This window comes from Mucilaginibacter conchicola, from assembly GCF_003432115.1.
GTDB lineage: Bacteria > Bacteroidota > Bacteroidia > Sphingobacteriales > Sphingobacteriaceae > Mucilaginibacter > Mucilaginibacter conchicola.
Genome location: NZ_QWDC01000002.1, coordinates 1,283,540 through 1,302,820, shown reverse-complemented (window position 1 = coordinate 1,302,820; position 19,281 = coordinate 1,283,540). Strand labels below are relative to the sequence as shown.

Here is a 19,281-nt window from a genome sequence, read left to right as displayed (position 1 = left end):
CTTTTTACTTTTTAATTTTGACTTCTCTCCCACTTACCCTATCACCCTCGGCCCGGCATCGTTAATGGTAGATACATAAGTATTAGCGCCTATTTTGATGCTATTGAGGTGTTGTTTCAGTTTACCGGTGATGAGCCTTGCAGTCTGTTCATCGCGGGTAAAGGCAAATACTGATGGCCCCGAGCCTGAGATGCCGAAACTTACCGCGCCAAGATCCATAGCCATTTTGCGCATCTCATAAAAATCGGGGATCAGCATGCTGCGCACCGGCTCAACCAGCACATCCTGCATGCTGCGGCCTATCAGGTCAATATCCTGCATAAACAAGCCGCTTACCAGGCCGGCAATGTTGCCCCACTGGGTTACGGCATCCTTCATGTTTATTTTGTTGCGGATGATCTGCCTGGCCTCGCGGGTAGGCACATCCACATCAGGGAACACAATGGCACACCACAGATCTTTAGGGTGAGGTAATCTAACTACATCCAAAGGCTCATAGCTACGGATCAAAACAAAGCCGCCAAATAAAGCCGGCGCCACGTTATCGGCATGACCATGACCACAAGCCAGCTCCTCGCCTTTCATGGCAAAGGGCAACAGTTTAGCTGGGTTAGAATCATCGCCCAATAAAGTTTTAATGGCATATAAACCCGCCACCGTGCTCGCTGAGCTTGAGCCCAGCCCGCTGCCTATCGGCATTTTCTTGTGCAGTTCAATATCCACACCTACATCCAAACGGCCAACACTTTTAAGGTAATGCTCTACGCTTACGCTCACGGTGTTCTTAGCCGGATCCATTGGCAAACGGCCGTTATCGCCGGTTATTTTGCTGATGCTGATGCCCGGCTTATTGGTGCGGCGCATTACCACCTCGTCGCCAGGCTCGTTAACTGCAAAGCCCAGCACATCAAACCCACAAACCACATTGGCCACGGTGGCCGGGGCAAAAACGTGAACGCTGTCTAAGCCCGCGTTGGCCTTCGCCAATGGTTGTTTTAAATCTTGTATATCGTTACTCATTTTATTTATCTTTTTAAGGACACACCTCTGCCCCTCTCAAGAGGGGGAACGCGGCGCTCTTTTCCTTTGTCTTGATTCTTGGATCTTGTTTCTTGACCCTCTCTCCTAATTAGCTCCCACATTTATCAGATCAGCAAATACGCCGGCGGCGGTTACTTCGGCACCTGCACCGGGGCCTTTTACAACCAGCGGGCGTTCACGGTACCTATCGGTAGTGAAGGAGATAATGTTATCGCTACCGCTGAGCATGTAGAACGGATGATTCTCATCAACCATTTGCAGGGTGATGGATGCTTTGCCATTCTCCAGTTTACCGATGTAACGCAGTACTTTTTTTTCACTTTCGGCACGGTTCTTCAGGTCGGCAAAGAAAGCATCTTCGGCTTTAAGGGCTGCGTAGAAATCATCAACGGTTTTTGCTTCCAGACAAGCTTTCGGCAACACGCTTTCTATCGATACATCGGCCTCTTCCATTTCATGACCGGCGTCACGGGCAAGGATCAATATCTTGCGCATAAAATCTTTACCGCTCAGGTCATCGCGCGGGTCGGGTTCGGTATAACCTTTTTCCTGGGCCTCTTTTACCACATCGTGGAAATTGGCATCACCTTTAAAGTGATTAAAGATGAATGAGATAGTACCCGATAATATTGCCTCAATTTTCTGGATCCTGTCACCGCTACCCATCAGGTCTTTTAGTGTGCGGATGATAGGCAGGCCTGCGCCTACGTTGGTCTCATAAAAGAAATCGACGCCATGCCTGCGTGCGGTATCCCTGAAGTTTTGGTACTGGGCTAACGAAGCCGAATTACCTATCTTATTACAGGTTACCACCGATACGTTTGCCTTAAACGCTTCCTCGTAAAACTCAACCGGTTTTGGGCTGGCGGTATTATCGATGAACACGCAGTTCGGCAAATTCATTTCTTTCATTTTGGCGATAAAGCCCGGCAGATCAGCCTCGTGGGTTGATGCCTGCAAATCATCCTGCCAGGTATCTAACGAAAGCCCGTCGCTGTTGAACACCATTTTACGGGTATTGCTGATGCCAACTACTTTAACCTGTATGCCGTTATTTTTTTGCAGGTAATCTTTATGGGCATTTAACTGCGCAAACAGGGTTTTGCCGATATTGCCGGTACCCAGGCAAAATGCATGCAGTGTTTTGGTGAGTTCGGTAAAGAAACTATCGTGCACGGCGTTCAGCGCTTTTGAAAGGTCATTAGCTGAGATGATCACCGAGATGTTATACTCTGATGAACCCTGCGCAATAGCACGCACGTTTACACCGTTACGGCCCAGTGCGTGGAACAATTTACCGCTCATGCCCGGGGTTTGTTTCATGTTCTCGCCCACTATGGCTAAAATGGCCTGGTTGCTTTCAATCACCAGTGGTTCCAGCTTGTTGGCTAATAGTTCCAGCTCAAATTCCTGCTCTATCAGTTGCCTGGCCTTATCTACATCCTGAGGCTGTACCGCAAAGGTGATACTATGCTCTGACGACGACTGGGTGATGAGAATGATATTGATCTGCTCCCTCGCCAGCAGCGAGAACAACCTGCCGCTAAAGCCCGATTTACCCACCATGCCGCTACCCTGCAGGTTTAATATGCTGATGTTATTGATTGATGAGATACCCTTGATAGGCAGGTTTGACGATTTACAATCATGACGGATAACCGTACCCGCAAACGCCGGCTCAAAAGTGTTTTTGATGACGATAGGGATCTTCTTCAAAAACGCCGGGATCATAGTTGGCGGGTAGATCACCTTGGCACCGAAGTAAGAAAGCTCCATAGCCTCGGTGTATGAAAGCTCCTCAAGCGGGAATGCCTTTTTTACCATACGTGGGTCGGCGGTCATCATGCCGTTCACGTCAGTCCATATCTGAATCTCTTCGGCATTAAGCGCCGCACCGAATATGGCTGCAGTATAATCGCTGCCACCGCGGCCAAGGGTGGTTATCTGGCCTGCATCGTTACCGGCAATAAAACCGGTTACTATTAGCAGCTCATTCTTGTGCTCGTGGTAAAAACTGTTGATCAACAGCTCGGTCAAATCGCTGTTCACTTTAGCATTGCCGAAAGCGCTATCAGTTTTAATTAATTCAGAGGCATCAACAAACAATACATCTTTAAAATGCTGGGCAGCAATTTTGCTCACCATCAGCGCAGAGCAGCGTTCGCCAAAGCTCACGATCTGGTCGCGGGTTTTGGGGGTAAGTTCGCGCAGGGTAAGCACGCCTTGCAGCAATTCTTCCAGCTGGTTAAAGTGGATCTTGAGGCGGGTAAAGGCAGGGTTCTGGTTCTGCACGTCAAGCAACGCTTTCACCACATCAAAGTGGCGTTTCTCCAACTCGGCTAATTGAGCGGTAAACTCTTTGCCTTCGGCAGCGCCTTCTGCCATCGCAATAAGCAGGTTGGTTACCCCGCCCATGGCTGATAACACTACCACCGGCCTGCTTTGTGGCTTGTCCTCGGCTTTTAAAATATCAAGCAGGGTTTTTATACTTCCTACCGACCCTACTGATGTACCTCCAAATTTTAATACTTTCATTTTAAGTTATAATAAAAAAGCCTTCCCCGTTTCGGAGGAAGGCTTTCTGTTTGGTTTCATTTTATGTTTTTTACACCATACGACTATCTTCCTCCGAGGTTTATACCGGTGGTAATAATAGTTGTAATTGTTGTGTTGTTAATTGTCATATATAATGTCGGTAAAGTAAGTAGATATTATTTAAATAAGCAAGTGCAATTTGTAATTATTTCTTTCAAAGGCTTTAATGTGTGTAAATTGCGCCTCTTATGCAGGGTTTAATTACAAAATCAACCGGAAGCTGGTACCAGGTAAAGGCGGGTAACGAAGTTATCGACTGCCGTATAAAAGGCAAGTTCCGGATCAAAGGCCTTACTACTACCAACCCAATTGCGGTAGGTGATGTGGTTGATTTTGATATGGAGCCAGATCAAAGTACCGGTGTGATCACCAACCTGCATCAGCGTAAAAACTATATTATTCGTAAATCGGTAAACCTGTCAAAACAGGCACATATCATCGCGGCTAATCTGGATCAGGCCTTTCTGATCGTTACACTGGCATCACCACGTACCTCGCTCGGCTTTATCGACCGCTTTTTGGTAACTGCCGAGGCTTACGATATTCCTGCAAGTTTGATATTTAACAAGCTCGATCTTTTTAGTGATGAGGGCTTAGCCATCCTTGGTGATTACAAAGACATCTACGAGCGCATAGGTTACCCCTGCTATGAGGTATCTGCCAAAGAGGGCACCAATATCCAGCAGGTTCAGGATCTGCTGAAAGATAAGGTTACCCTGTTAACAGGTCACTCGGGCGTGGGCAAATCCAGCCTCATCAACCGCCTGTTGCCTGATCTCGACCTGAAAACGCATATCATATCTGAGTGGAGCGACAAGGGTATGCACACCACCACCTTTGCCGAAATGTTTGAGTTGCCAGAAGGTGGCTTCATAGTAGATACCCCCGGCATCCGCGAGTTAGGTGTTATCGATATAGAAAAACAAGAGCTTGGCCATTTCTTCCCCGAGATGCGCGAACGAATGAATGAGTGCCGTTTTAACAACTGCCGTCATATCAATGAACCGGGCTGCGCGGTGTTAGAAGCACTTGATGAGGATGAGATAGCCATTACCCGATATGAAAGCTATCTGAGCATTTACAACGGGAACGACACAAGGGCATAGATAAGAGAAGCAGGAAGACAAGAGGCAAGAATCAAGAATTAAAACTGGCTGCATCTGAGTTTAAAAGATTTAACGCTTACTTCTTTTTATTCTTCCTTTTAAAAAATCCTGCAGATAGCTGCATTCGTTTACCGCGCGTTTAAAAAAAGCAGTTCCTTTATACCCGTCGCCAAGTTGTTTAAAATATGCGTTTTGTCTTACTAACCTGCTGTAATTTAAATCAGCGGTTTCGTAGTCGCTGTCACGATAGTTAGGGATACGGATTTGTTTCTGCCTGCATTTGGCCGCCATAAAGGTACACCGGGCTTTAAACTCCGGATCTTTACTCAAGGCACGTGCTTTTAAATAATAGACCTCGGCATTGGCAGATCTGATGTAATCAACATCATAATAATATTTATTGCGGCCAAAATCATTAGCCGTCCAGTTGTAGCTGATCAGGTCCCACGAATTACCGTGCATGGCAGTGTTATATAGTCCGGTTGCATATTTGAAGTAAACGGCTGCCGTAGGCTTTTGCGCAATTTGCCGCTGAAGCTTTGCCATCGCTTTTGCAAATTCGAGTTTATTATAGCTGCGCCTTGAACCATCCTGGTATATTTTAGGATAATCGGCCAACTGACTTATAAACGGGTTTGAGGCTTCATCTCCCTGGTTGATCGCCGCTTTGGTAGTATGGCTATATGCCGATATAGCCTTCTCATATTGGTGTTCGCGCAGGTATGCGGTACCTAATAATTCATATAACCATGCGGGTTTTGCTGCAGCAATTTTTTGGCTCATGAATTTCAGATAAGGCATGGTTGGGGCCTTAGTCCTCCATTGTATTAATTTTACAAATGCTTTTGAATGGATGAAGTTCTGCAAAAAATCAATCGTTTCGTAACTCAGATCAGGTTTGTTGCCGGGGATATCGCCGGTTACCATGGCTAATGCCGCCATGGCGGTATCTTTTTGTTTAAGGTACATTGGTGCCAAAACCGAATGATAAAAATTCCGGGCCGTTACAGCAAAGCGCCGCTCGTCTGTTTCGCCGTAATAATAATAATTGGCGCCGGAGTGCTTTTTATAAAAATCCCGGGTCTCTGCCTTTACCTTGCTATCCAGCCATTTTAACGATGGCAGCAGTACAGCCTCATCCATCTTATTTTTTGCCTGCATACCTTGTGATGCCAGCAGCAGTTTAATGATCTGTTTTTGGCCGTCCAGCTTTTCAGTAAGCTTTACGTTATTCAAAAGGCTTATTTCATCAAGGCCTTTTGAAGTATTTTTTTGCATCCATGCCAGATAAGCCGATGCAAGGTAGCCGATAGCGTGATCAGGATTTTTATGTTCGCTGGCTATGCGGTTACAAAGGTTATCTAACTGATTTACCTGGGCGGTTGCATTTTTTTCTGAACCGGCCCAATCAATCCCGTAAAACGAATTCATTATAGGCGTTTGAGGGTCATTGAGTACCCTTGAAAGGTAATACTCCTCCTGTTTGTTCATTTCGCGCGTTATCAGTGTAGTGATCAGTGGCGATGTTGGCTGTATATCATAAATATTTTTTATTGCCTCCACATCAGGCTTAGGGTTGCCAAAGCTTTCAATAGCATATATGGTTGCTTTTTCTTCATTGGTTTTAGCTATCGTTAGTATAGCGGCCTTTGGTACATCAATAGCCCTGTAATTACGATAGGCCTGTACGCGTCGCTCGGGGTAAAGAGCAAAAACTTTCGAAAACAGGTAAGCAGCCTTAACCGTATCACCTATACGGCGTTCCTCGCCGGCGCGTAATGCCAGGGCCCATGCTTTAATACGGCTGCCTGACACCTCGCCGGCAATATGTTTATCATATACTTTTGCCGCCTGTTTATATTGTGCCGAATAATGAAGCAGGCGCTGTGCCTGGTAATAGTACCTCAGTCTGGTAAATTTATCGCCGGTAGTTGCGGCCAGAGACAGCGCTTCTCCTGCCGATCGCTTTAACGCAGGGGTATCAATAGGTTTAGGATCCCAATAATCGGTAGCGTAGTTAACCAGCGGCTCTATTCTTTTTGTAAAGCCATAATATTTATAGGCACTTTTATTAGTCGGCAGATTTTTTAAAAAGCTATTCCCTCTTAAACTATCGGGCAGGCGCGAACCGCTTATTAGAAAACCGTTATTTAAAAGCGTATCGGTTTTGCCATTGAGTTTATACATAGCTTGCTTTACGTGGGCTGTGGTAGTATTATGACCAAGGTAAGCTGCCCATTCTGCCGCGTTAATATCCTGCTCATTTACCGGCTCCTCATCGCTGTATAAAAACGAATAGTTAGTGAATGTAAACGGGCGGAAGCCATTGCTTTGCGAAAGATCATTATGAAAAAACGATACGTAATAATCATAAGGATCAGGCTCGGGCCCGCAGGCCAGGTTAATAACCACCTCGCCAAAAAAGCAAACCGAAAAACTAATTAAATAAATGAGTGATCTTGTCCAGGTCTTCATGTTTAAAGGCTTTTATGGTTGCCTCATCAAGGTGAAAATAGGCAACATTTACGGTATCTGACCTTATCAGTCCGGATAAATATTTTGCAGCGTTTTGCAATGCCGGCAATGATGAATTTTCCCACCGCACCTCATCATTTAACCTCAACCCGTATTGCGGCAGTTCTGTTTTTGCACGATACATATTATCGCCCTGTTTAATGAACTGCTCTGTATCAGCAAGGTCACGGTAACTTACCTGCTTAGGAATGCCTATATATTTCTTATTCCTAAAAGCAACAGCCCAACTGAATAAAGGCAGCGCAATATCTACCGGTAAATGGTATTCGCTAATGTTGCTGTTGATATATTTTTTCATTTCAGCAATATCTAATATGGAATTCTGGCTACCATATTTACGCAGATTGCCCATGTTATAACACATCAGCATAACACGGTCTGCAGGCGGCACGCCGTTGCGTTTCTGATTTTTTAACTGATGCAGTCTTAGCGTAACCGAAAGCAACCTTTTTTGCCCGCAGAATTGGCTGCGTATTTTATTGAGCAGATAAAAATAATTATCGCGGGTAGTTAGTGTCCAGTCGCAGTCTATTTGCAGTTCCTGGTACCCGGGCTTACCTGCCTGCTCCGCTTTGCCGTTTACAAAAAATAATATCTTCTTGGCGAGGTTATCAAGCGCCGGTTTAGTGATGTTCTTTAATACATCATTCACAATAAATACAACCGGCACCATACTAACGGTATCAGGCAGTTTATTTTTAAATATTATGGGCGATACAGGTACCGGCACAGTGCCGGTCTCATCCATATCAACGTCCATTATACGCACGTAAAGTTTGCCTGAATGTAATTGCTGCCTGTAAATTACTTCGGCCGGATTGGCCTTATAAACCGTTTTCCAGTAATAAAAAGCAGTATCGGTTTTTCTTTCGTGCCTGCAGGCCGATAAGAGAAAAAGCAATAACAGCAGGCGGAGTTTCATTATTTCAAAAGTATTAATTTATAATTGCACATGCGTGCAGTTATACAAAGAGTATCCGAAGCGGCCTGCCGGGTTGATGGTAACATTACCGGCGAGATTGGAATTGGTTTTATGATCTTATTAGGCATTGAGGATGCCGATACAGACGAAGACATGCAATGGCTGGCACAAAAAATTGTGGGCCTGCGTGTTTTTGGCGACGAAGATGGTTTGATGAATAAAGCTTTGGCCGATATTGATGGCAATATCCTGCTCATCTCGCAATTCACTTTGTTTGCCGCTACTAAGAAGGGTAACCGCCCATCGTTCCTACGTGCGGCAAGGCCTGATAAGGCTATCCCGCTTTATGAAAAAATGATAGCCACACTCGAGGGACTCATTGGCAAAAAAGTAGCTACCGGCATTTTTGGTGCCGATATGAAGGTAAGCCTGGTGAACGATGGACCGGTGACTATCACCATCGATACCAAAGTGAAAGAATAACTTTACCTCGTTATAAACAAAAGCGCCCCGATGACAACCGGGGCGCTTTTTATTTTAAAGGATATATTATCAATTACTCAACCGTAACCGATTTTGCAAGGTTACGAGGCTGGTCGACATTACAGCCACGCATTACCGCAATATGGTACGATAATAACTGCAACGGAATAGTAGCTAACAGCGGCACAAAAGTTTCGCCGGTCAACGGTATCTCAATGGTGTAATCGGCCATTGCCTTAACATCAGTGTCACCTTCTGATACGATGGCAATTACGTGGCCGCCACGTGCTTTTACCTCCTGAATGTTACTGATCACTTTCTCATACTGTGAGTTTTTGGTAGCGATGAACACTACAGGCATATCGGCATCAATTAAGGCAATAGGGCCGTGTTTCATCTCTGCCGCCGGGTAACCTTCGGCATGTATGTACGAGATCTCCTTAAGCTTTAAAGCACCCTCTAATGCCACAGGGAACGAGCTGCCTCTACCCAGGAACAAACAGTTGGCAGAATCTTTAAAACGTTCGGCGATCTTAATTACTTCTTCGTTGCATAACAAAGCTTTTTCAACCAGTTGCGGTATCTCATCAAGCTCGGTTAAGTATTCAACAAATTTGCTTTGAGTAATGGTACCGCGTTGCTGGGCTATGTAGAAAGCCATCAACGTTAATACGCTAACCTGCGCAGTAAATGCTTTGGTAGATGCCACACCGATCTCGGGACCGGCGTGCGTGTAAACACCCGCGTGGGTAATACGAGGGATTGAAGCACCCACCACATTACAGATACCAAATATGGTAGCACCTTTCTCTTTAGCCAGCTCAATAGCCGCCATGGTATCGGCCGTTTCGCCAGATTGTGAAATGGCAATCACCAGATCTTTTGAGGTGATGATAGGGTTGCGGTACCTAAACTCTGAAGCATACTCCACCTCAACCGGTACACGGGCATACTCTTCAATCAAATACTCGCCTACCAAACCTGCATGCCACGAGGTGCCACAAGCTACAATGATGATACGGTCAACATTTTTGATCTTCTCTACGTACTCTTTTATGCCGCCTAACTGTACAACACCCTGCTCGGGGTAAATACGGCCACGCAGACAATCGCGGATAGAGCGAGGCTGCTCATAGATCTCTTTCAACATAAAGTGATCATAGCCGCCTTTTTCCAGCATTTCCAACTTAAGCTCCAACTCCTGTATGTATGGAGTTTGTACCGTATTGTCAATGTGTTTGATCAGCAGGTCATCGCGGCGTACATAGGCAATCTCGTTATCGTTTAAGTAGATAACGTTTTTAGTGTACTCTACTATCGGAGTAGCATCAGATGCGATAAAGTATTCGCCTTTTCCAACACCAATAACCATAGGGCTACCTTTACGGGCGGCTATCAGTTCATCAGGCTCTTCTTCGCTCATGATAACAATGGCGTAAGCACCAACCACACGGTTAAGTGCCAATCTAACTGCTTCGCGCAGGCCAAGGCCGGTAACGTCTTTTATTTCCTCAATAAGGTGTATAAGCACCTCGGTATCTGTATCACTTTTAAACTCGTGGCCTTTTGAGGTCAGGGCTTCTTTAAGCACTGCGTAGTTTTCGATGATACCGTTATGGATGATGGTCAGTTTGCCATCGCCTGAGGTATGCGGGTGCGAGTTCCTGTCGCTTGGGGCACCGTGAGTAGCCCAGCGGGTGTGGCCCATACCAACACTGCCGCTTGTATTTTCGCCTTCAACAAAGGCTTCCAGATCGCTTACTTTTCCGGCCTTTTTAAAAAGTTTAAGGTCGCCGTCGGCCAGTGCAATACCGGCACTGTCATAGCCTCTGTACTCCAGTCGGTGCAAGCCTTTTATAACTATTGGATAGGCATCTCTAAAGCCTATGTAACCTACAATTCCACACATAGATAGATGTAATTTTTAATGTTTTTCAAATCAGATGTAAGCGCAAAAGTACGGTAATAAACCGCATTACCGCAAAAAAGTTCACATACAAAAAAAGATACCCCAAATGAGGTATCTTTTTAATTTACTTTAAAAAGTTTTTTACGGATTTATCTTAGTGTAAATGATGTTAAGCTTAACCCTATCCGGCGAATTTTTGCCAATGATAACCGTACGCTGGGCATAGGTTGATGTAGGCGATATATCTACGGTTTGCTGTGTTGTTGTGCCCGTAGCTATAGTTGGGCCAACCGGCGCCAGATAAGTTCCGTAGTCAACAGCTTTGCCATCTATAAGATCTTGCAAATAAGCAGTCACCAGGAAGCGATAAGTACCATCGGCTGCATTATATCTTCCGCCAAACACCCCTGCATTACGTATATCTGTAGTTGATGCATCCTGCAATTGTGCTCGCTGCCTTGCAAGATCAAGCCTGTAAAGGGTTAGTTGCTGATTGGGAGCAAAAGGGGTTGTTGTTCCCGGAGCTACTTTTATCACAAGCTCGGCCCTGTTTATTACCGCATTTTTGCCAACAGTGCCCAGGATATCCTTTACATTAGGGAAGGTTATCTTAGACCTTAAACCAACTAAACCCTGCAGGTAAACCAATCCATCTGTTGATGTTTGTTTCAAAGCTGCATCTACACGGCTGCTGTAAGTATGCTTTATCTGGTTAACGTTTGTATTTATAGGTAACGAAACCGAAGTAGTATCAATTGTGCCAGATGATGTAAGTTTATAATAAACCTGTATCCTGGCATTACTATCAATACTTAAAGCAAGGTTACCACCTACGCCGGTTGAGCCATTTTTGTCGATAGTGAAATAAAGGCCTTTAACATAGTTCTGGTAAGCTGCATTTGTACGTAACATACCAGAGGGCGCGTTAAAGAAATTATTGTAAACAAAAGCATTGCTGATAGGGATACGTATCTGCGGTACCACTTTTATCAAAGTATCGGGGCCACCTTTTACAATATTGTAAATCTGTAAGCTATCATGTGCACGGGCCTTAAAGGTTTTAGAACCTATAGTTTGGTCGTTAAACTTAAACTGGGCGGTATTGTAATAGCTTTTTGATGTTACAATGTTTTCTGCCAATTGGTGCACATTTATTTTAAATGTTGACAGCAGGGAGTCACCGTAAAAACCATCTGTAGCATAAGGCAGTACCAATACTGCCGAGTCAATTGAGATAGTACCTGTTGGCAGGGTATAAGTGGTGCTTCCGGGCAGGTTAAGCAACGCAGCAATATTTGCCTCGGTGTTACCATAAATAGGGTCTTGAAAGTAGGCTAATGGCGCCCTCGAAGTAAGGTTATTGGTAACAACGGTATCTTCTGGCACTGTTGTTAAAACAGCGCTTGTATCAACAAGCAGGGTGCCATTTATCTGATTTGCAGGGTCTACATCCAAACCTATGCCATCCTGCCTTTTACAGCCACCGAAAATAAAAAGACTTATTAACAGGGTTAATAAGCCTAATTTGTAAAATTTCATATAATCTTTTATAGCTTATGCAACATCCACCAATTGCTCATCGGTGATTTCTTCGTAAAAATTGTAATAATTTTCGAAATCAGAAGTGGAAACGTAATCTAACACCGATTTATTGCTGTTTTTAACAATATTTAACACATCGGCATCAACATCTGCACTGCCTAAAACTATTGCATCACTGTATTGTACGGCACCCGCGTAAAGCGCGGTATTAGTACCTTCTTTGTAAGCTTCGGTATGCTCCTCTGTCATGTTGCCCATAACTGCTTTACGTGCAAACTCAGGGTCAAGCTTATCTTTAAAATCGTTACCGTAAATAGAGTAAACTACTTTTGAATTTTTGAAAGTAGGGTCGTCTTTATAAGTAGTTTTTAAGTAAGCAGGTACCAATGCACTCATCCAGCCGTGGCAGTGAACAACATCAGGCGCCCAGCCTAATTTTTTAACGGTTTCTAACGCACCTTTACAGAAGAAGATCATGCGCTCATCGTTATCGGCATAAAACTTACCGTCTTTGTCGTTAAATACGTGTTTGCGCTGAAAGTACTCTTCGTTGTCCAGGAAATAAACCTGCATGCGGGCTGCAGGGATAGAGGCTACCTTGATAATAAGCGGGTTATCATTATCATTGATAATAATGTTCATGCCCGATAAACGGATAACCTCATGTAAACGGTTCCTTCTCTCATTAATGTTACCAAAACGCGGCATCAGGATACGGATCTCGAAACCCTTATCTTGCATTGCCTGCGGCAATTGGCGTGTTATCTCAGCAATTTTAGAAATTTCGAGAAAAGGAGACATTTCATGAGTTATGAACAGTAGTTTTGATTTACCCATCACTAATCGATATTAATGTAAATGTAAGAAGTCAAAAAAATTTGAGTCTGCAAATATAAGCATTATTATAAACACTGGCAACCACTTGTGCAACTATGTTTTGGTAGTTTTTAAAGAATTATACACCTTTGCCAAATTTTTGCCACAAATTTTCTCTGGATTTGAAAACATTCAAAACACGGCAGGCTATCCGCGAATATCTGTCAGCACAAGCTAACGCAACCGTAGGTTTTGTACCCACCATGGGTGCTTTACATAACGGCCACATCGCTCTTATAAAACGCGCCAAAGCCGAAAACGACATTACCGTTTGCAGCATATTTGTTAACCCCACCCAGTTTAACGACCCCAAAGATCTGGAGAAATATCCGCGCCCCATTGAGGCCGATATGGCCAAACTGGAAGCAGCCGGTTGCGACATTTTGTTTAACCCCGAGGTAAACGAAATGTATGACGATAATGAGCAATGGCATTTAGATATTGGCCCGCTTGAGCAGTTGCTTGAAGGCGAATTTCGCCCGGGCCATTACCAGGGGGTTACCCAGGTGGTTTACAAACTGCTTGATATTGTTAAGCCTACCAACTTATACATGGGCCAGAAAGACTATCAGCAGTTCCTGATCGTGAGCCGCATGGTGGAATTGCTGAGCATCCCCGTAAATATGGTGATGTGCCCCATTGAACGCGAAACCGACGGATTGGCCATGAGTTCGCGCAATGTGCATTTATCTGCAGATGAGCGCAAGCATTCTCTCGTCCTTTCCAAAACCCTCAATTATATTAAAGAGCATTTCGATATCAGCCAGGAAGCCGAATTGGAAGAACAAGCCATGGAAATGCTTGCAGCGGAAGAAGGCGTAGAACCTGAATACTTTCGCATTGTAGATGGAAAAACGTTGCTGCCTGCTACCCCTGCATCCACATCAGTTGTGGCTCTTACTGCTGCCAAAGTGGGTAAAACAAGATTGATAGACAATGTGTTGATTTATTAGCTGTATTAAGTTCATGGATCATGGTTAATGGTTCATAGTATGTGTTTATTTTTAATAGATGATAGCTGGCTTCGGCCATGAACCATCATCTATCAACCATGAACCAAACAAATCTTTACTTACCATGGACTATTGCCTATGGACTATCGACTAAAATTATTCCTACCTTTGCGCCATGATAATTGAGGTATTAAAATCAAAGCTTCACAGGGTTAAAGTTACACAGGCCGAGTTGAACTACGTTGGCAGTATAACTATTGACGAAGACCTGATAGACGCTGCTAATATCATCCCGAACGAAAAAGTGCAAATTGTTAACAACAATAACGGCGCCCGCTTTGAAACCTATGTTATTAAAGGCGAGCGTGGTAGTGGCACTATCTGCCTTAACGGCGCAACTGCACGCCTGGCTCAGGTTGGCGATATTGTGATCATCATGTCATACGCCTACATGGAGATGGATGAAGCCCGCAAATACGAACCAATTCTGGTTTTCCCTGACGGTAATAACAAGTTAATTAAGTAATTTAGCAGTGCCTGAACGCACTGTTAATGAAACCTCTTTTCACTTTAGCTTTTTTACTTTTTCTTGCATTTGCCGGCTTTGCCCAGCAAAACGTTTACTACTTAAAAAAGAACGGCAGGTATGTGGATATTCCCGATAGCGCGGATTATACCCGTACCATAAACCCTATTGACGGCAACCCAAACCTCTATATTGTTACTGACGTTTACAAAAACGGCAAAACAAAAATGGAAGCCTTCTCTACCAAAAATTCGCCGGCCGTTTCATTAGAAGGCAAATGTACGGAGTACTTTCAATCGGGCATTATACAAAGCCGATCCATTTATACAGGCAACATCAAAGGCGGCGAAACCTCTGAATATTATCCAAACGGAAAACTCTACAGAACTATCATTTACCCCACAGATGGCGCACGCGATAACGAGATCATGGCGCGGTTCACCGTTGTAGCCAATTATGATTCGTTAGGCAAAGCTCTGGTGCAAAACGGCAAGGGCTTTTACAAGGGCTACGACTGGGATTTTAAGTACCTGAACGAATGGGGAAAGATAACTGACGGCAAAAGAGACAGCACCTGGCACGGCGAAGACAAAAAATACGGATTTACTTTTACTGAAGAATATAAAGATGGCAAACTCATCAAAGGCACATCGGTAAAAGATGGCGAGACGTTTACCTATGATGGTGTAAACCTAAGGGCTCCGGCTTTTGAAGGTGGCGTGCCGGCTTTCAGCCAATTTCTTTCGAGAAATCTCAAATACCCGAACGAGGCCCGTAAAAATGATATTTACGGCTATGTTATATTAACATTTATAGTAGAGAAAAATGGCGATGTATCAGACATCCGCGTAGCCCGGTCAGCACATCCGTTACTTGACCAGGAAGCGATGAGAATATTGAAAAAGTCTCCAAAATGGTTGCCGGGATTAAGGCATGGTATCCCGGTTCGTGTGCAGTACAGTGTTCCGATAAATTTTGCGTTGCAGTAATATTGGCGTATGCAAATACAATCCAATTGGGAATAATATAAGTTATTTGATCTTGACAAAAGCACTTATGAAGAGAATACTTTTCCTTATTGTCAGCATTTCTGCTTTTATAGTTAATGCAAAAGCACAAATGCTGACGAATGAGCAAATAGCTGATCGCGTCCGGCAATCGATCAGAAAAAATTACAAACCAGATACAGCTGAACTTCTGAAGGTTTGTAAACAGGCCTTAGTATTCGTAAAATTTGAGGTGAACAAACAGGGCATCATAAACAACATAACATTTAGTAACGATTCGACCAAATTTGTAGAAGACGCTTTACGGACAGCCGTGAAAGCTTTACAAAATGACAGACCTTTAATGAACACACTTAAAAAATTAAACAAAGCAGTCGTTCAACCATTTGTTTATAGCTATCTGCACAGTTGTTCTTTCCCTTCCTTAAAGCAAGATACGGTATCAAATGACGAAGCCCGCATGTTTGCGACAAAGATTAGTAGGGTTTTTATGCACAGGAATATTATTCAACAAACGTTACTTAATATGATCAATTTTAACGGGAAAGATCAAAAAGTCATCGACTGTTTATTGTTGAAACCTTATGACGACTATTTTATAGATATGTCCCATTAAGAATTAGTACTGTTTCTTTTAGCGCCTGCTACATCATCACCTGCGCCGCCCCCCTTTCTCTCCCCAATTTTACTTCTCCCCCATGTGGTTAAAACCCTAATAATATATCCTTAACTTTAATTAAATCCATTCTTTATTTGCCGCGTATTAAATTTGAAAATTTAACGCTGCAAATCCTTGTAAGTTACTATCTTTGCACCCCGATGCTGAGACGGGAAAATACTTCACAATCTCAGCGCATAGAACTTATTGTTAAATGGCTAAACGCCCGTTTTTAACTTTTTGATTTAAAGCCCTATGCCCAAGGATACATCCATCAAATCCGTACTAATTATTGGTTCTGGCCCTATCATTATCGGCCAGGCATGTGAGTTTGATTATGCGGGTTCGCAAGCTGCCCTTTCGCTTAAAGACGAAGGCATCTCCGTATCTATCATCAACAGCAACCCGGCAACCATCATGACCGATAAGGTTATAGCCGATCACGTTTACCTTTTACCGCTAACCTGCGAAAGCCTGGAGCAGATCCTTCAGGAACAACAGATAGACGCTGTACTGCCTACCATGGGCGGCCAAACTGCGCTTAACCTTTGTATTGAGGCATCAGAGCGCGGCATTTGGGAAAAATATGGTGTAAAGGTAGTAGGTGTTGACGTTGCTGCTATCGAGAAAACAGAAAACCGCGAAGCATTCCGCCAGCTGATGGTTGACATCGGCGTGGGTGTTGCCAAATCAAAAATTGCCAACTCTTTCCTTGAAGGTAAAGAGGGTGCGCAAGAAATTGGCTTCCCGCTGGTAATTCGCCCAAGCTATACGCTGGGTGGTAAAGGCGCAGGCTTTGTACACAAAAAAGAAGACTTTGATGCCGCGCTTAGTCGTGGTTTACAGGCTTCACCAACCCACGAGGTATTGGTTGAGCAGGCCGTTTTGGGCTGGAAAGAATATGAGCTGGAGCTATTACGTGATAACCGGGACAACGTAATTATCATCTGTTCTATCGAGAACTTCGACCCAATGGGTATCCACACCGGCGACTCTATAACCGTGGCACCAGCCATGACCCTGAGCGACCGCTGCTACCAGGAAATGCGTAACCAGGCCATCAAAATGATGCGTGCCATTGGTAACTTTGCCGGTGGCTGTAACGTACAGTTCTCGGTTAACCCTGCAAACGAGGAGATCATCGCTATCGAGATCAACCCTCGCGTATCGCGTTCATCGGCCCTGGCATCAAAAGCAACAGGTTACCCTATCGCCAAAATTGCTGCCAAGCTGGCCATAGGTTACAACCTTGATGAAATTGAGAACCAGATCACCAAAACTACTTCAGCTTACTTTGAGCCAACGTTAGACTACGTAATCGTGAAGATCCCTCGCTGGAACTTTGATAAATTTAAAGGCGCTAACCGCGAGCTTGGCTTGCAGATGAAATCTGTTGGTGAGGTTATGGGTATAGGTCGTAGCTTTATCGAGGCTTTACAGAAAGCTTGCCAAAGCTTAGAGATCGGTCGTGCCGGTTTAGGTGCCGATGGCCGCCAGAGCCGCAACCTTGAGGAAATTATGCACAGTCTTGAGCATCCAAGCTGGGACAGATTGTTCCACGTTTATGATGCCATGAGCCTTGGTGTACCAATGGAGTCTATCCGTAAGGTAACTAAGATAGACCGCTGGTTCCTGAACCAGATCCAGGATGTGGTTAACTTAGAGAATGAGCTTCGCAGATACTCGCTGAACAACATTCCTGACGATTTCTTCTACACCCTTAAACAAAAAGGTTTCTCTGATACGCAAATCGCTTACATCCTTGGTAACGTTACCGAAGAAGATGTTTACCAACGCCGCAAAGAGTTAGGCCTGAGAAGGGTTTACAAAATGGTAGATACCTGTGCTGCCGAGTTTGCTGCACAAACGCCATACTACTACTCAACTTACGAAGGCGAGAACGAGTCGAAAGTATCTGATAAGAAAAAGATTATCGTATTAGGATCGGGCCCTAACCGTATCGGTCAGGGTATTGAGTTCGACTACAGCTGTGTACACGGCTTATTAGCTGCTAAAGAGGCCGGTTACGAGGCTATCATGGTTAACTGTAACCCTGAGACCGTATCAACCGACTTTAACATGGCCGATAAACTTTACTTCGAGCCTGTTTTCTGGGAGCATGTACGCGAGATCATCGATCTTGAAAAACCTGAAGGCGTGATCGTTCAGTTGGGTGGCCAAACCGCTCTTAAAATGGCTGAGAAGTTACACGCACACGGCATCAAGATCATCGGTACATCATTCGACAATATGGATATTGCCGAAGACCGTGGCCGTTTCTCTGACCTGCTGAAAGACCTGGGTATCCCTTACCCTAAATACGGTGTTGCCGAAAGCGCTGAAGAGGCTCTTGAAGTTGCACACGAGGTAGGTTACCCTGTATTGGTTCGCCCGAGTTACGTACTTGGCGGCCAGGGTATGAGCATTGTGATAAACGATGAGGACCTGGAGAAAGCTGTGGTTAATTTGTTGAAAAATCTCCCCGGCAACCGTGTATTGATCGACCACTTCCTTGACCGTGCTGCCGAGGCCGAGTCAGATTCTATCCACGATGGCGAGGATGTACACATCATTGGTATGATGGAGCACATTGAGCCTGCCGGTATCCACTCTGGCGACTCTTATGCTGTATTGCCACCGTTTGACCTGAGCGAAAGCGTTATCAGCCAGATGGAAGAGTACACGGAGAAAGTAGCCCGCGCGCTTAACGTACGCGGTTTGCTTAACATCCAGTTTGCTATAAAAGATGATAAAGTATACGTAATTGAAGCTAACCCACGTGCATCACGTACGGTGCCGTTTATAGCTAAAGCTTACGATGTACCTTACATTAACATTGCTGCCAAAGTAATGCTTGGCGCTAATAAACTTAAAGATTTCACCATTGAGCGTAAGCTTAAAGGTTATGCTATAAAAGAGCCTGTATTCTCATTTGATAAGTTCCCTGAGGTTGAAAAACAACTGGGCCCTGAGATGAAATCGACAGGTGAGGCCATCAGATTTATCCCTGATCTGCAGGACCCTTACTTCAGGCATCTGTACAAAGAAAAATCAATGTATTTAAGTAAATAATTCAAGAGCTGGCATCAGTTTTGAATTAACGGATAAGCCACCGTATATTTGCGGCG

The 19,281-nt window shown here is 44.4% G+C and carries 14 protein-coding genes; 7 read left to right on the top strand and 7 right to left on the bottom strand.

Features of this window, described 5'->3' with window-relative positions:
• Nucleotides 1–33 precede the first annotated feature (33 nt).
• Both D0C36_RS15485 and thrA read right to left on the bottom strand, forming a co-directional pair.
• Nucleotides 34–1,020, bottom strand: a complete 987-nt coding sequence (locus D0C36_RS15485; RefSeq protein ID WP_117392506.1) for a homoserine kinase — start codon at nucleotides 1,018–1,020, stop codon at nucleotides 34–36.
• Between the two features lie 105 nt (nucleotides 1,021–1,125).
• Nucleotides 1,126–3,576, bottom strand: coding sequence for a bifunctional aspartate kinase/homoserine dehydrogenase I (gene thrA, locus D0C36_RS15480; RefSeq protein ID WP_117392505.1), 2,451 nt, complete (start codon nucleotides 3,574–3,576; stop codon nucleotides 1,126–1,128).
• A gap of 248 nt (nucleotides 3,577–3,824) precedes the next feature.
• On the opposite strand from thrA, the gene rsgA reads away from it, so the two are divergent.
• Entirely contained in the window at nucleotides 3,825–4,742 is a 918-nt protein-coding gene (gene rsgA, locus D0C36_RS15475; protein WP_117392504.1) for a ribosome small subunit-dependent GTPase A, read from the top strand.
• A 69-nt stretch (nucleotides 4,743–4,811) separates the two neighbouring features.
• On the opposite strand, the gene D0C36_RS15470 is transcribed toward rsgA, so the two are convergent.
• Nucleotides 4,812–7,217 (bottom strand): hypothetical protein, encoded by a 2,406-nt coding sequence (locus D0C36_RS15470; protein ID WP_117392503.1) that lies wholly within the window; start codon nucleotides 7,215–7,217, stop codon nucleotides 4,812–4,814.
• Nucleotides 7,180–8,199, bottom strand: a complete 1,020-nt coding sequence (locus D0C36_RS15465) for a hypothetical protein (RefSeq protein WP_199502035.1) — start codon at nucleotides 8,197–8,199, stop codon at nucleotides 7,180–7,182. The genes D0C36_RS15470 and D0C36_RS15465 overlap by 38 nt, the downstream gene beginning before the upstream one ends.
• A gap of 30 nt (nucleotides 8,200–8,229) precedes the next feature.
• Here D0C36_RS15465 and dtd point away from each other — a divergent pair, with 30 nt between their 5' ends.
• Nucleotides 8,230–8,682: a D-aminoacyl-tRNA deacylase gene (gene dtd / locus D0C36_RS15460; protein ID WP_117392502.1), complete on the top strand. Its 453-nt coding sequence runs from the start codon at nucleotides 8,230–8,232 to the stop codon at nucleotides 8,680–8,682.
• Nucleotides 8,683–8,755: 73 nt separating this feature from the next.
• Here dtd and glmS read toward each other — a convergent pair whose 3' ends face one another.
• From glmS to D0C36_RS15445, 3 genes are all read right to left on the bottom strand, one after another.
• Nucleotides 8,756–10,591 (bottom strand): glutamine--fructose-6-phosphate transaminase (isomerizing), encoded by a 1,836-nt coding sequence (gene glmS / locus D0C36_RS15455; protein WP_117392501.1) that lies wholly within the window; start codon nucleotides 10,589–10,591, stop codon nucleotides 8,756–8,758.
• Nucleotides 10,592–10,732: 141 nt separating this feature from the next.
• A complete protein-coding gene (locus D0C36_RS15450; RefSeq protein WP_117392500.1) occupies nucleotides 10,733–12,130 on the bottom strand; it encodes a DUF4270 domain-containing protein in 1,398 nt (465 codons plus the stop codon).
• 15 nt (nucleotides 12,131–12,145) lie between these two features.
• On the bottom strand, nucleotides 12,146–12,970 hold the full coding sequence (locus D0C36_RS15445) for a glycogen/starch synthase (RefSeq protein ID WP_117392499.1): 825 nt from the start codon (nucleotides 12,968–12,970) through the stop codon (nucleotides 12,146–12,148).
• Between the two features lie 161 nt (nucleotides 12,971–13,131).
• Between D0C36_RS15445 and panC the strand changes: the two genes are divergently transcribed.
• The 5 genes from panC (at nucleotide 13,132) to carB (ending at nucleotide 19,225) form a co-directional block, all read left to right on the top strand.
• Nucleotides 13,132–13,962, top strand: coding sequence for a pantoate--beta-alanine ligase (panC, locus tag D0C36_RS15440; RefSeq protein WP_117392498.1), 831 nt, complete (start codon nucleotides 13,132–13,134; stop codon nucleotides 13,960–13,962).
• A 175-nt stretch (nucleotides 13,963–14,137) separates the two neighbouring features.
• A complete protein-coding gene (panD, locus tag D0C36_RS15435; protein WP_117392497.1) occupies nucleotides 14,138–14,488 on the top strand; it encodes an aspartate 1-decarboxylase in 351 nt (116 codons plus the stop codon).
• A 26-nt stretch (nucleotides 14,489–14,514) separates the two neighbouring features.
• A complete protein-coding gene (locus D0C36_RS15430) occupies nucleotides 14,515–15,477 on the top strand; it encodes an energy transducer TonB (protein WP_117392496.1) in 963 nt (320 codons plus the stop codon).
• Between the two features lie 67 nt (nucleotides 15,478–15,544).
• On the top strand, nucleotides 15,545–16,111 hold the full coding sequence (locus D0C36_RS15425; protein WP_117392495.1) for a hypothetical protein: 567 nt from the start codon (nucleotides 15,545–15,547) through the stop codon (nucleotides 16,109–16,111).
• Nucleotides 16,112–16,408: 297 nt separating this feature from the next.
• On the top strand, nucleotides 16,409–19,225 hold the full coding sequence (gene carB / locus D0C36_RS15420; RefSeq protein WP_117392494.1) for a carbamoyl-phosphate synthase large subunit: 2,817 nt from the start codon (nucleotides 16,409–16,411) through the stop codon (nucleotides 19,223–19,225).
• The last annotated feature ends 56 nt before the right edge of the window (nucleotides 19,226–19,281 follow it).

Bases quoted from the DNA above. Each gene is read 5' to 3' on its own strand.
- D0C36_RS15485 (WP_117392506.1), bottom strand. From the start codon at position 1,020: ATGAGTAACGATATACAAGATTTAAAACAACCATTGGCGAAGGCCAAC.
- D0C36_RS15450 (WP_117392500.1), bottom strand. From the start codon at position 12,130: ATGAAATTTTACAAATTAGGCTTATTAACCCTGTTAATAAGTCTTTTT.
- panD (WP_117392497.1), top strand. From the start codon at position 14,138: ATGATAATTGAGGTATTAAAATCAAAGCTTCACAGGGTTAAAGTTACA.
- D0C36_RS15465 (WP_199502035.1), bottom strand. From the start codon at position 8,199: ATGAAACTCCGCCTGCTGTTATTGCTTTTTCTCTTATCGGCCTGCAGG.
- D0C36_RS15470 (WP_117392503.1), bottom strand. From the start codon at position 7,217: ATGAAGACCTGGACAAGATCACTCATTTATTTAATTAGTTTTTCGGTT.
- D0C36_RS15430 (WP_117392496.1), top strand. From the start codon at position 14,515: ATGAAACCTCTTTTCACTTTAGCTTTTTTACTTTTTCTTGCATTTGCC.
- dtd (WP_117392502.1), top strand. From the start codon at position 8,230: ATGCGTGCAGTTATACAAAGAGTATCCGAAGCGGCCTGCCGGGTTGAT.
- D0C36_RS15425 (WP_117392495.1), top strand. From the start codon at position 15,545: ATGAAGAGAATACTTTTCCTTATTGTCAGCATTTCTGCTTTTATAGTT.
- glmS (WP_117392501.1), bottom strand. From the start codon at position 10,591: ATGTGTGGAATTGTAGGTTACATAGGCTTTAGAGATGCCTATCCAATA.
- carB (WP_117392494.1), top strand. From the start codon at position 16,409: ATGCCCAAGGATACATCCATCAAATCCGTACTAATTATTGGTTCTGGC.
- D0C36_RS15445 (WP_117392499.1), bottom strand. From the start codon at position 12,970: ATGGGTAAATCAAAACTACTGTTCATAACTCATGAAATGTCTCCTTTT.
- thrA (WP_117392505.1), bottom strand. From the start codon at position 3,576: ATGAAAGTATTAAAATTTGGAGGTACATCAGTAGGGTCGGTAGGAAGT.
- rsgA (WP_117392504.1), top strand. From the start codon at position 3,825: ATGCAGGGTTTAATTACAAAATCAACCGGAAGCTGGTACCAGGTAAAG.